Source organism: Brevibacillus brevis NBRC 100599, from assembly GCF_000010165.1.
GTDB lineage: Bacteria > Bacillota > Bacilli > Brevibacillales > Brevibacillaceae > Brevibacillus > Brevibacillus brevis_D.
In genome coordinates this window covers 3,115,504-3,130,779 of sequence record NC_012491.1, presented here as the reverse complement: position 1 = coordinate 3,130,779, position 15,276 = coordinate 3,115,504, and the positions used below count along the sequence as shown (strand labels likewise).

Here is a 15,276-nt window from a genome sequence, read left to right as displayed (position 1 = left end):
TTTTTTATTGCAAGGCTTGCTCCGGTAATTTTAGTTGGCCGCTTCTGATAAAGTAATCAAGGACTTTACCGAAAACTTCCTCGTCAATTTCCGGGCAATCAATGTCGTTTTGACGCAGTAAACGTGTCGTTTTATTGCCTATATAGACTACACTTCCTCTGCTTGTGTGGCCGTCTGTGAACAGATTGCCGAGCGGAGCGGCTGAGTTGGCCTCATTGCCTTTTTCTTTCGTATCCTCTTGCACCGCCTCAATCCACTCATCCATGGTGACTCGTTCCAATACAAATCCTCTGTCTTCAATCGCTGAAATCAGGTCTTCGTAATCGGTTGAGTTCGGGTTGAGCAAGTGGAAGTTTTCGCTCAAGCTCTGCTCGGTCATGGAGAGATGAACGATTCCCTTACTTGCAAAATCAACTGGCATCATGTCCAGATCGCCGCTCATGTCAGGAGCTTTGCCCAAATCTATAATCCCGGCTGCAATTCTCCACATCAGATCGTCCTTCTGGCATGCTCCTGTTTCGCTGTCCCCAGTCATCCGTCCACAACGGTATATCGCCGCTGGAATGCCGCGTTCGCGAGCGAGATTGACGAGATGCTCGGCTACCCACTTGCTCTGTGTATAACCGGAAGTGAGGACGCGACTGTTCTCTGGCATGTCCTCTTCGCGGAAGGCCATGGATTCTTCTGTTTCTTCGGATGCAAACGTGAAAATTGTTGAGACGAAATGCACAGGCTTGGTCTTTTTGGCTACAGCGAGGCGAAGGATTTCCTCCGTCCCAAGTACGTTTGCTTTCTTTAAGGCTGCGTACGGATACACAAAGTTAACAAGAGCACCATTGTGATAGAGCACATCCACTTTTTCAGCCAGCTCGGAGAACTGATCTTCGGACAGATTCAGTCGTGGCTTTGCCAAATCACCGATGACAGGGATGATCCGATGCGCCTGCTCCTCATTCCATAACTCGTATAGCTCTAATGTTTGGCGTAGTCGTGCCATTCCTTCCTCTTCATCAGAAGCTCGAACGAGGCAGTAAATGTCAGCGTCTGTCATCTGTAGCAGGTCACGCAACAAGAAAGCACCAAGGAAACCAGTGGCTCCTGTCAATAATGCTGCTTGGAACTGACTTGGATCACCCACGTACGGATGTTCAGCCTGAATCGCAGGATCGAGTATGACTTCATCCTTGAGATCCTTTGCGTCGATGTCATGGGAAACAGCAGAAAGACCGTGTTTGAGAATTTCCTCGATGGTCTTGGCCATACCCGCAATGGTCGGGGTCTCAAACAGGATTCGCAGCGGTACCTCAAGCTGTAGCTCTTCGCGAACCTTGAAGATAAGCTGGGTAGCGAGCAATGAGTGACCGCCAACCTCGAAGAAGTTGTCGTGTACTCCGATTTTGTCCATTTCGAGTACGGAAGCCCAGTGCGTATGCAACATAATCTCGACTGGCGTTTGCGGCGCTTGGTATTCAACGCCTGATTCCGAGCGGTCGTATTCCGGCTTCGGCAGCGCTTTGCGATCCAGTTTACCGTTTGGCGTCTTCGGTAGGCTCTCCATGATCATAAAGTGTTGCGGGATCATATAGGCTGGAAGCTTGTCAGTCAGGAAGTGGTTCAGGTCATGAGACGTACTTGTGTGATTCTCTTCGAACACGATGTACGCCACTAGACGTTTGTCCCCTTCTCTGTCTTCACGAGCGACTAGCACGACTTCCTTGACTTCAGGGTGGTGTCTCAGAACAGATTCGATTTCGCCCAACTCGATACGATAGCCGCGGATTTTGACCTGGTAATCAACACGTCCCATAAACTGAAGATTCCCATCTGGCAAATAGCGTACGAGATCACCCGTCCGGTACATTCTCTCCCCTGGCCCACGGAACGGATTCTGCACAAAGCGCTCCATGGTCAGATCGGGGCGGTGGAGATAGCCTCGTGCTAAGCCTGAACCACCGAGGTACAATTCTCCCGGCACTCCTACCGGAACTGGTTTGCGATGACTATCTAATACAAAAACTTGCGTATTGAACTGCGGTCGTCCGATCAGTGGTTCGCTGACGGCTCCTTTTTTCACGATGGAGTGTGTAGAGTAAACGGTGTCCTCTGTCGGTCCGTAGAGGTTAAAGACTTTTTCTACGTTTTCAAAGGCATACAATTCCTGTGCCAGCTTGTTAGAAAGTGGCTCACCGCATAGGTTCATGACACGCACCGACGCTGGAATCCCATTCATACGCACCAGCTCCGTCGCTGCCGATGGTACGGTATTGATCAGTGTCACCTGATTGGCTGCTGGCAAGGATGGCAATTGTAATGCATTTTCCGCCATGATAACTTTGCCACCCATGGTCAGTGTTGCGAACATTTCGTAGACAGACAAGTCAAAGCAGATTGACGTGGAGAACAATACGCCACTCATCTCCTCTGGTGTGAATGTGTCGTGTGCCCACGATAGGAAGTAGCTGACACTGCGATGCTCGAGCGCTACTCCTTTTGGATTGCCTGTAGAACCGGACGTGTAGATGACATAGATCAAATTGTCGGAATTTCCAAGCTTGGTCGGGTTCTCCTCGCTTTCGTCGGCAACTGCTTCCCAATCATTGTCCAGGCAGATCACTTTGGCGTTGTGCTCAGGCAGAGTTGGCAACAGTTTTTCTTGTGTTAATAAGACCGGAACTTGTGAGTGTTCGATGATGTAGGCAATGCGATCCGCCGGGTAGCTTGGGTCGATTGGCACATAGGCCCCGCCAGCTTTCATAATGGCCAAAAGTCCAATCATCATCTCGGTTGTCCGCTGTGCGCAGACACCGACGAGTACTTCGGGTCCTACTCCTTGCTTGCGTAAATAATGAGCCAGTTTGTTCGCTTGTCTGTTCAATTCCCCGTAGGTAGTCGTTTGATCTCCTACGATGAGCGCGATGTTGTCCGGGGCTTTCGCCACCATGTCTTCAATCATTTCATAAACGCATTTTTCTTTCGGGTATGGCGCTTCCGTACGATTCCATTCGGTAATGAGTCGCTGTTCCTCTTCCTCACGCATGAGCGGTAGCAAGGTGATTGATTGATCCGGGTTGGCAATGATTTCTTCCAGAAGCTTGTGGAAATGATCAACCATTCGAACGATCGTACTGTGATCAAACAGCGCCTTGTTGTACTCCAAGGTGGCGATGAGACCGGCTGATGTCTCCACCATGGTCACCGTCAAATCGAACTTCGAGGTGACGGCCTCCGCACCCACATCAAAGCTGCTTATCTGAATATCATCAACAGGATCGACCTGCATCGGGATGTTTTGCAGAATAAACATCACCTGGAAGAGTGGCGAGTAGCTCATGCTACGCTCCAGCTGCAGCTCATCTAACAATTTTTCAAACGGAACGTCTTGGTTTGCATATGCCCCCAGAGCTGTTTCACGAACGCGTGCAAGCAATTCGCGGAAGCTTGGTTGACCCGACATATCCGTGCGTAAAACAAGTGTATTGATGAAATAACCGATCAATTGCTCCGTTTCCTGTTTGTTACGTCCCGCAATCGGTGTTCCGACGAGAATATCTTCTTGATTCGTATAGCGGTACAACAGCGTTTGGAAGGCTGCAACCAATGTCATGAAGAGTGTCGTCGTTTCTTTTCCACTCAGATTACGCAATTCTTCCAAGAGGTCTGCTCCAAACTGAACGGAGAGCTTTTCTCCTTCGTATGTCTGTACAGGTGGGCGCGGTCGATCTGTTGGCAGTTGCAGTAATGGCTCGCTGCCCTTGAGTTTTTCTCTCCAATACTCGAGCTGTCCATCAAGCACCTCTCCACTTAACCATTCACGCTGCCAGACGGAAAAATCTGCATATTGGATCGGCAATTCCGTAAATGGCGATGCCTCTCCTTGACTAAATGCTTTGTAATTGGTCATTAATTCGCTCAGCAAGATTCCCATCGACCAACCGTCTGCTGCAATGTGGTGCATCACGAACAGGAACACAAAGTCTTTTTCGTCGAGCTGAACCAGATTGGCACGGAGCAACGGACCTTTCGTCAGGTCAAATGGCTCGAGTGTGACCTCTTCAGCAAGGCGTTTGACTTCTGCTTCTCGTTTCGCCGGATTCAAAGCGCGCAGATCGGTTTGGTTCATGACCCAATCGTCCTCAGGGTGAATCACTTGAACAGGACGTCCGTCACGAACCTCAAAGCGAGTACGCAAGCTCTCGTGACGCTGTATGATAGCTTTCAAGCTTTCTTCCCAAGCGATTATGCTGAGGTCTCCCTGAATCCGTAGGAAGGATGGAATATTGTTGACTGAGCTTCCTTGGGTGAACTGCTCCAGGAACCACAAACGCTGCTGGGTAAATGACAATGGGAGCGGTTCTTTGCGAGATACTTTCACAATCGGTGGAGCCATCTTGATGGATGTTTGCTTGGTGAGCATAACTAGCTGTTCACTAAGCCCTTCGACGGTTGGGTATTCAAACAACGTACGGATTTGCAACTCTACCCCAAAGATTTCCCGCAGGCGAGAAACGGTCTGCGTTGCGAGCAGGGAGTGTCCGCCTAACTCGAAAAAGTTGTCGTGTACGCCCACTTTCTCTATAGAAAGGATTTCAGCAAAGACGTTAGCGACCATTTCTTCTACTGGGGTACGTGGCGCGACATATACGGCTGTTAGCTGGCCCCAATCTGGCATAGGTAATGCTTTGCGGTCAATTTTTCCGTTGACCGTAAGGCGAATTTCCGGAAGCCACATGAAATGCGACGGGATCATGTACTCAGGAAGCTTCTCTTTGAGCCAGAGCTTGATATCGTCTATGGACGTCTCTTGCTCGAAAGCATGGGTCAGATAGGCTACCAATCGTTTGTCACCAGGTCGAGCTTCTCGGGCGATAACGACTGCTTCTTTGATTCCTGCATGTTGTCTTAGTGCCTCTGCAATTTCGCCTAACTCGATACGGAACCCACGGATTTTCACCTGATCATCGACACGACCGATGTAGTCCACGTTGCCATCTGGCAGGTAACGAACAAGGTCGCCTGTTCGATAGAGGCGTTCTCCCGGTTGACCGAATGGATTCGGAATAAAACGCTCTGCTGTAAGCTCTGGGCGATTCCAATATCCACGCGAAAGACTCTCGCCACCAATGTACAGCTCTCCCGGAACACCGATAGGGACTGGCTGTAGATTTCGATCTAACACGTACAGCTTGGTGTTCGGGAATGGACGACCAATCGTTGGGGCATGGTCAGCATGCGTTAATCGAGCAATGACCGTACCAACTGTTGCTTCTGTCGGTCCGTAGCAGTTATAAAATTTTCGTCCTTTTGCATAGTGGGCAACCAGTTCGCGGCTGCATGCGTCTCCTCCGACCTCAAGGCAGACCAGATCCGGGTACTCTTCAACAGGTAGTGACGCGAGTACCGAAGATGCCATTGATACCTTGGTGATGCGACGTTCACGAAGGGTGCGAACGAGGTCTGGGCCTGGTACTAGCGACTCACGATCTTCGATGACTAACGTTCCCCCAGAGAGCAGGGCCTGTAAAATCTCGGAAATGGAAACGTCGAAACCAAATGACGTAAATTGCAGGACACGGCTGGATTCGTTTATTTCGAAGTAGTTCATGTAAGCCTGCACCATATTCATCACACTGCGATGCTCAACAGCTACCCCTTTCGGCAACCCTGTGGTTCCGGATGTGTAGATAACATAGGCGAGATTGGTTGCTACGACATCGCTTTGTGCGTTTTCTACGGACATCTGCTCGTAGAACAGTTCTTCTTCATCCAAGCAGATGACTTTCGCGTTCGCTTTTGTGAATGGCTCGGCAAGTCTAGCTTGTGTCAGCACAACAGCCGCTTGTGAATCTTCCAGCATGAAGGCCATTCTTTCTTCGGGATGAGCTGGGTCGACCGGGACATAGGCCGCTCCCGCTTTTAATACACCAAGAATGCCAATGATCATTTCCATGGAGCGCTCCATGCAGATCGCAACCGTCGTATCAGGCTGCACGCCTTGAGCGAGAAGCAGGTGCGCCAACTGGTTGGCTCTTTGGTTTAGCTCCGCATAAGTCATGGCTTGTTGTTTATACTCAAGGGCCACATTTTCAGGAGTTTTCGCGACTTGTTGCTCAAATGCCTGATGGATGCAAAGTTCGCGTGGATACTCCTTCTCCGTGCGATTCCAATCGATGAGTACCTGCTCGCGCTCGACATCGTCTATCAATGTCACGTCACCCAGATGCATCTCTGGAGACTGGCTCATCGTGACCATGAGCTGGGTGATTTGGTTCAAGACCCGGTCGATCATCGTGTCATCAAAACGGTTTTGTTCATACTTGAGCTTGATGGCCACTTGCTTGCCTGGTGCTGCGACCAAGGTAAGTGGATAATTCGTTTGTTCGACAGCTGCTACGTCGTGTATTTCCAAAGAAACACTGGACGAAGCTGAACTGGACTCTTCTGTTTCTTGCCCTGTTGCTTGTACAGCCGGATAGTTCTCGAATACGAGTATCGATTCAAACAGCGCAGATCCACGCGGCAGTTCGCTCCATCCTTGGATGTCGAACAGCGGAGTGTATTCATATTGGCGTATCTCTAACTGTCTATGCTGCAAGTCTCTCAGCCACTCTAGCACCGTCGCGTTCGGCTGCAAGGATATCCGGACAGGTAAGGTATTAATGAAGGAGCCTACGATTGTCTCAACATGGGAGAGGTCTGCCGGACGACCTGAACCTGTCGCACCAAAAATGACTTCCTCTTCCCCGCTGTAGCTTCCCAAAATCCAGCCCCACGCCGCTTGTACCACGGTATTGAGTGTTAACTGGTGCTCGCGTACGAATTTTTGCAAGTGCTCGCTTGTCTCTTCTGACAGGAGGACGCTCTTCTCTTCGTATTGCTTCGGCCCCGCGGTGACAACTGCTTTGCTCATTCCCAAGCTGGTTGGCTCGTGGAAGCCTTTTAGTTGGTCTACCCAGAAGCGCTTGGCTTCCTGCATATCCTGACGTTTCAACCAAGCAATGTACTGGGAAAACGGCTGAGGATGCCCAAGCTTAACTTCTTGGCCTTCGCTGATCGCGGCATAATAGGCAAACAGTTCATTCAGTACCAAAGGAACACTCCAGCCATCAAGGAGAACGTGATGGAAGCTCCAAACGAAACGATACCTTTCTTCTCCTGTTCGGAAGACAACCCATCGTGACAAAGGTACATGTGTAATATCGAAGCTTCGTCTACGGTCTTCCTCCAGAAAAGCGGTAAACATCTCATCGTGTACATCCGAGTGCAGATGGCGCCAATCTTCCTGACGAAGAGATACCTTAACCTCTTTGCGGACAATTTGGTGTGCTTGATTCAAACCTTCCCAGATGAAGTGAGTTCTTAGAATGGAATGGCGGTCCGTCACTTTTTGCCATGCTTGCTCGAACACCGGCACATTCAGGTTTTTGAAATCAATCGCAAATTGGACGACGTAATCCCCGCTGTCGCTTGCATACAGGGAGTGGAACAGCATCCCCTGTTGGAGCGGAGAAAGTGTATAGATATCCTCGATATATCGGTCAGAACCGATATGTTTGTCGATGCTCTTCTGATCCAATTCAGCCAGAGGAAAATCGGATGGGGAGTAACCGCCAGCTTCCTCTGTCGCACAATGGGTAATAATCTCACGAAGTGCATCCATGAAGTCCTTCGCGACTGCTGTAATCGTGCTCTCTAGATGAATGTTCTCACTGTATCGCCAAGTCACATGTAGTTGTTCCCCTGCAACGACAGCATTTACGTCGATCAGGTGGTGTCGCTCAGCGTCTTGGCTCAGGTTGGAACCGCTGGACTCAGGTGCCCCGCCAAATAAGGATTCGCCATCGACAATCTGATCGATTTTGCCCATGTAGTTGAACAGCACTTGTGATTGGATGCGGGATAATTCATCGACAGTATTCTGATCCGCATGAAGGTAACGAAGAACGCCATAACCAAGCCCTTTGTTTGGAATCGCACGCAGTTCTTCTTTGGTCGTCAAAAGTGCTTTTCCGACAGAGAACGTTTCGTCCCATTGAAGATGCACCGGATACATGCTGGTGAACCAGCCGATGGTACGGGACAGATCGATTCTCTCTGACAATTCTTCACGACCATGCCCTTCTACGTTGACGAAGACAGATCGATTCCCCGTCCATCGAGTAAGTGACTTCGCCAAAGCGGTTAGCAGGACGTCATTGATCTGGGTGCGGTATGCCTGCGGGACGTTTTGCAGTAATGCTTTGGTTTCTTCGTTGGTCAATGTAGCGCTGACGGACTTTGTCGTTGCTTCTGTATTTTCACCAGCCTCTGTCACGTCCACAGGTAGTTGTGCTGAATGGACAGAGGATTTGGTCATCCAGTATCTTTTTTCGTTTTCCAAAGCATCTGAATTCGCGTAACGCTCCAGTTCTTCCGCCCATTCTTTGTAGGATGTCGTTTTCGCTGGTAGTTTCACCTCTTGCCCTGCGGCAATTTGTTGATAGGCGCTTTGCAAGTCCTCGAGTATGATGCGCCACGATACTCCGTCGATGATTAAGTGATGGGCGACGATCAAAAGACGATTGGGTTTGTTTTGACCCAAATCGAAATAAACGGACTGAACCACATGCCCTTCAAACAAATTCAGACTTGCCTGCGTCTCATCTGCAATCTTTTCGATGGCCTTGAATTGCTCATCTGGTGTAAGGTGGGACAGATTTTCGATCCGGAATGGAATCGTGTTTCTTGGCGCATCCATCTCTTGCTTCCAGCCGAGCTCTGTCTGTGTATAGCGCATGCGTAAAGCATCGTGTTGATCGAGTAAGTGTCCTACCGCCTGTTTCAGTGCCCCCTGATCAATGCCTGCCTGAATGGAGAGCAGCACGGATTGATTCCAGTGATGTCTGTTCTTCAACGGAAGCTGGAAGAACCACTTCTGAATCGGCAAGAGCGGCAATTCGCCGATAATCGGACCTTGTTCAGCAAGGATCGCTTCTTTTTCCTCTACGACTTCTGCTAATTCGGCGATGGTTTGGTACTCGAATAATTGCTTCGGAGTGAGCCTTAGACCTGATTGATTGGCACGTGACACAATCTGGATACTGAGAATCGAATCACCGCCAAGCTCAAAGAAATTATCGTGTATGCCAATTTGGTCAATACCGAGAACTTCTTTCCATATCGCGGCAAGGTGTTGCTCCTTTTCCGTTGTTGGTGAGACGAATTTCCCTTCCAACTCAGGACGATTGAAATCAGGTGCAGGTAAATTTTTACGATCTACCTTTCCGTTTGGTGTGAGCGGCAGATATGCTAACGGGATGAAAAACGCAGGAACCATGTAATCAGGCAGTACTTCCTTTAGCGCTTTGCGGATGTCGCTTGTGGCAATCTCCGTGCCCTCTTCCAAAACCAGGTAAGAGGCAAGGCGCTTCGTTCCTTGATGATCCGTGCAGACAGTAACCACTGCTTCTTTTACCGCAGGGTGAGCGAGAATGGCTGTTTCTACTTCGCCTAGCTCGACGCGGAATCCCCGAATGCTTGTCTGATCATCTGCACGACCAAGGAACTCAATGTTGCTGTCCTCAAGGTAGCGCACCAAATCCCCTGTACGGTAGAGACGTGCCCCTTCTATCTCACTAAAAGGATGAGCGACAAAGCGCTCTTGTGTCAGTTCGGGACGGTTCAGGTAGCCGCGCGCTAAGGAACTTCCACCAATGTATAGCTCACCAGTGACTCCTACAGGTACAGGCTGCATACGCGCATCGAGAATATAGACCTGCACGTTGTCAATCGGACGACCGATGGATGGTGCAAAGCTTTGTCCTGCCCCTACCGGAACGATACCTGCTGTTGCAACGACTGCGTTTTCGGTTGGACCGTATTGGTTCACCAGGGTAAACGGCAGATTCGCACTTGGATAGTGATGGAGCTTGTCTCCTCCAGTCAGCATGTAACGAAGCTTGGTATGGCTTGGCCAATTCAGAGCCAGCAAGCTCTCTGTTAAAGGCGTCGGCAAAAAGCTGATCGTGATCTCAGAATGGATGAGCCAATCACGTAGTTTTTCTGGTATGAGGCGGATATCCTCGTCTGGTAAATAAAGTGTGGATCCTTTTGTTAAATAAGGCCAAATTTCCCATACAGATGCATCAAATGCCGTACCAGAGATCTGCGAGGCTCGATCTGCGGACGTGACATGATATACACGTTGATGCCAAGAAATTAAATTGAGAAGCGCGGCGTGCTCAATCTCAACCCCTTTTGGCGTACCCGTCGAACCAGATGTGTAGATGACGTAAGCAAGCTGGTTCGTCGTAGTCAAGCTCATTGGAGTCGTCGTACTTTCTTCGGCGATCGACTCCCAGTCTGCGTCCAGGCAAATCAATTGACTCGTACCCGCCGGGAGCTTTTCTGCGAGTCTGGCTTGTGTTAGTACAATCGACATACCTGCATCCTGCATCATGAAGGCGAGACGGTCCTTAGGATACGCTGGGTCCATTGGTACGTAAGCACCACCAGCTTTCATGATAGCCAGTTGACCAATCAGCATCTCGATGGAGCGCTCCACGCAGATTCCAACCAAATTTTCCTGACCGATTCCCTGTTTTTGCAGAAAATGCGCCAGTTGATTCGCTTTGGCATTCAATTCCGCATAGGTAATGGATTGGTCGTGTGTGAGAACAGCCGGTTGGTTGGGCATTTCATGAGCGATCTGTTCCACCAGTTCATGTACGCAATGATCCTTGGAGTAGGCAATTACAGTGTTGTTCCATTCCGTTACGACCTGCTGCTGCTCCGTTTCTCCCATCAACTGTAGAGTGGTGATCGCTTGATTCGCGTTGGCAGCAACGGCTTTGAGCAGCTGGGTAAAATGTTCGATCATTCGTTCTACTGTGTGCTGATTAAAGAGAGAGGTGTTGTACTCGAATGTTGCGGACAAACCCTCTGTCGTCTCTGCCATCGTCAAGGTGAGATCAAACTTGGTAGTCTCTACCTGTTGCTCCCCTTTTGGTGGCAAAATGCGTATTCCGTCAAGTGCTTCTACCTGAACCGGAATATTTTGCAGAACAAACATCACTTGGAACAATGGCGAGTAACTGAGACTGCGATCTAATTGCAGCTCGTCTACGAGCTTTTCAAAGGGTAGATCTTGATGGGAATAGGCTCCCAGGGCTGTTTCCCGCACACGGCTAAGTATCTCTCTGAAGCTAGGATCTCCTGACAAATCGGTACGCATCGCCAATGTGTTGATGAAAAATCCAATTAACCCTTCTGTCTCCTGGTGACTGCGTCCTGCTACAGGAGTACCGACGAGGATATCGTCCTGTCCTGTATATCGATACAAAAATACTTGGAAAGCGGCGAGCAACGTCATAAACAACGTCGTACCTTCGCGTTTGCTCAAAGAAAGCAGATTCGTCATCAATTCTTTGTCATACATCAGTGTGATACTGCTTCCTTCATAGGACTGAACAGCAGGACGGGGACGATCTGTCGGCAAGGCGAGAAGCGGTTCTGCTCCACCCAGCTTTGCACGCCAGTAGGACAGTTGCTTTTCCAATACATCTCCTGTAAGCCATTCACGCTGCCATGCCGCATAATCTGCGTATTGTATAGGCAGGTCGGTAAGTTGCGGAACTTCTGATTTGCTAAATGCCTGATAGAAGGTAAATAATTCGCTCAGTAAAACACCCGCTGACCAACCATCGGCGATGATATGGTGCACGTTTAGAAGGAAGATGAAATCCTGCTCTCCTGTTTGAATAATCGTCGCACGCATGAGCGGGCCTGTGACGAGGTCAAACGGCTTGTTCGCGTCTTCTTTGGTCAAGCGTTGTCCTTCTTCGTCTCGTCTATCATCTGGCAGCTCTCGTATATCCATTCTACTCAGTTTCCAATCCATCTCTGGATGAATGACCGCAACGGCTTCCCCGTTGATGTCGGAGAACGTTGTACGCAAGCTCTCGTGACGGCAGATAATCATTTGCAAACTTTGCTCGAGCGCTTCTATGTTTAGCTCTCCTTGCAAGCGAACGGCAGTTGGGATGTTATAGAGCGAACTGTTTGGCATCAAGCGGTCAAAGAACCATAAGCGCTGCTGTGCAAACGAAAGCGGCAAATGTCGATCACGTGAAACGGGTACGAGCGGAATGCTTGCGAGTCCAGATTTGTCCTCGTTCATGGATACAATCAATTCGCTGAGTCGGTTGACTGTCGAATATTCAAATAAAGCACGGAGCGGTAAATCTACGCTGAACGCTTCTTTTAAGCGGGAGATGGTTTGCGTTGCTAAAAGAGAATGGCCTCCAAGCTCAAAGAAATCGTCGTAGCTGCCGATTCGTTCTACCGAGAGAACCTGCGACCAGATGTTGGCTACCAACTCTTCTGTAGGAGTACGGGGGGCAACGTAATTACGCTGCGTGGAAAGTTGTCCCCAATCTGGTGCTGGTAGTGCTCGTCGGTCTACTTTTCCATTAACCGTGAGCGGAATCGTCTCTAGCCATACAAAGCCTGCTGGTATCATGTATTCAGGCAAGGATTCTTTCAGGAAAAGAACGAGTTCCTCCGCAGTTGGCATGTCGCCCGTTGCTACCAGATAAGCGGCCAAGCGTTTGCCTCCCGCTTTTTCTTCACGGACGATGACCACAGCTTCATGGACGGCAGGATGCTGTCTGAGCGAATTTTCGATTTCACCCAATTCAATGCGGAAACCGCGAATTTTGACTTGATCATCCATACGTCCAAGGAATTCGAGGTTGCCGTCTTCCAGATAGCGAACCAGGTCGCCCGTCCGATAGAGTAGCTCCCCTTCTTTTCCGAACGGATGAGTGATAAAACGCTCCTCTGTTTGTTCTGGACGATTCCAGTAGCCGCGAGCCAAGCCTTTTCCTCCGATATACAGTTCACCTGGTACGCCGATAGGTACGGGCTGCCTATTTGCATCCAAAACGTACATCGTCGCGTTGGCAATGGGCCGTCCGATAGGCGGATTGCTCATGCCAGCATGGCAACGCATCATTGTGGAGCAGACGGTTGCTTCCGTTGGACCGTAGCAGTTGAAGAATTGGCGATTCACTGCATAGCGTGCCACGAGTTCCCGGCTCGGAGCTTCTCCGCCTACAATCAAGGTTCGTAGATCAGGCAGGTCAGCTTCAGGCAGTGCTGCCAGTACCGAAGAAACCATGGATACGGTGGTAATGCGTTGTTCTTGCAATACTTGGATCAGTTCAGGGCCTGGCAAAAGGGACTCTCGATCCTCGATAACTAGCGTCGCACCAGCAAGTAAGGCCATTACAATCTCGGACACCGATACGTCGAAGCTAAACGAGGTAAATTGCAGCACACGACTCGTTGGCTGAATATCAAACGAATGGATCAAGGAGTGAGCCATGTTTATCACACTATGGTGCTCTACCATTACCCCTTTTGGCTGTCCTGTTGAACCAGACGTATAGATAACGTAAGCAAGATTATGTTCTGTGACCTTGCAAGCAACGTTGGCGATAGGTTCTTTTGTTAAAGGATTGCTGTCTATACAAATGACAGTCGCCTGTGTCGCTGGCAAGATGTCCATGAGCGACTGCTGGGTCAGCAGCACATTTGTTTGCGAATCCTCGATCATATAGGCGATGCGTTCTTGCGGATAAGCCGGGTCAATCGGTACGTAGGCAGCTCCCGCTTTTAAGACGCCGAGTATACCGATGATCATCTCAGGGGAACGATGCACGCATATGCCGACGAGTGTATCCGGTTTTACCCCTTTACTCACGAGCTGATGGGCCAGTTGGTTTGCTCGCTCATTTAGTTCCTTGTAGGTGAGGTCTACATTTTTATAGGTAACGGCAATCGCATCTGGTGAGTTCTCCACTTGTTGTTCAAACGCCTGATGGACGCACAGTCCGCTCGGATATTCCTCCGCCGTCTGGTTCCACTGAACGAGAACCTGTTCACGTTCGTTTTCGCTGATCATCGAAAGGTCAGCAATTCGTTGCTTGGCGTTTTTGGCGATAGAGATCAGAAGTGAATGAAGCTGATCCAGAACTCGCTCAATTGACGATTGCTCAAACTGACTTTCATCAAATTTGACTTTGATGTCGATTGTTTTGCCTGACGCCGCAACCAAGGTAAATGGATAATTGGTTTGCTCCTCGGAATGTACATCCACGATCGCAAGCTCACTCTCTCCACCGCCGCCGCTAGCATTACCGACAGGAGTGTTTTCAAAGACGAGAATGCTCTCAAACAGAGATTGTCCACGCGGCAAGTCGCTCCAGCCTTGGATTTCCACGAGTGGGGTATATTCGTACTGGCGGAAGTCGGCTTGCTGTTGTTGCAGCGATTTGAGCCAATTGATTACGCTCTCCTCCGCTTTTACCTGTACGCGGACAGGGAGTGTATTAATAAACAGACCAATCATCGTCTCGACCCCGGGCAAATCAGCAGGACGTCCGGATACAGTGGCACCGAAAATAATGTCGTCCTGCCCACTGTAGCGATTCAACAGGAGTGCCCATGCGCCTTGCACAATCGTGTTGACCGTCAGGCGATGTTGACGAGCCAATGTCTGTAATGATTTGGAAATTTCCTCGGAAACAGTCAGATCTAGCTCCCGATAATTTTTCTGATCAAGGTACGGATTTTTATACGCTCGACCGAATGAAAGTGGCGTAGTTTCCGTAAAGCCTTGTAGATACGTGCGCCAAAACGCCTCCGCTTGCTTCAAGTCCTGCTTTTTCAGCCAGACGATGTAGTCACGGTAAGATTTAACCGGAGGAAGTTGTACAGGCTGCCCTTTGCATAGCAGGTTGTACGCCGCAAACACTTCCCCGAAGACTAGCGGCATACTCCATCCGTCTATCAGCACGTGGTGCAATGTCCACGAAAAATGAAAGGTATTACTACTTAAATGGAATAGATTTAATCTCATCAACGGCGCTTCTTCGATATTAAAACCACGTTTGCGATCATCTTTGGTAAAGGTATGAAGAAACGATTCTTGTTCGGAGGAGGAAAGATGAATAATGTCATGTTCCACCAGGGAAACCTTCAGCTCTTTTAAGACAACCTGGACGTATTCTTTTACTTTACCGCCAATAAATCTGGTGCGAAAAATAGCGTGTCTGTCCACGAGGCATTGCCATGCCTGTTCGAATAACGGAATGTTCAAGGGACCTTGCAGCTTCAACCCCATCTGTACGATATAGGCTCCGGACTCTGGTTCCAACAAGCTGTGGAAAATGAGACCTTGCTGCAAAGGAGTAACGGGATAATACGTTTCAATGTTATTCATCTTCTCCTGCCCAC

1 protein-coding gene is annotated in these 15,276 nt (G+C 49.5%); it reads right to left on the bottom strand.

Going from position 1 to position 15,276, the window contains the following annotated elements:
- Positions 1–4 precede the first annotated feature (4 nt).
- Positions 5–15,262 carry a linear gramicidin non-ribosomal peptide synthetase LgrD gene (lgrD, locus tag BBR47_RS14950; protein WP_015891246.1) on the bottom strand — a complete coding sequence of 5,086 codons (15,258 nt, stop codon included), beginning with the start codon at positions 15,260–15,262 and terminating at the stop codon, positions 5–7.
- Positions 15,263–15,276 lie beyond the last annotated feature (14 nt).

Bases quoted from the DNA above. Each gene is read 5' to 3' on its own strand.
- lgrD (WP_015891246.1), bottom strand. From the start codon at position 15,262: ATGAATAACATTGAAACGTATTATCCCGTTACTCCTTTGCAGCAAGGT.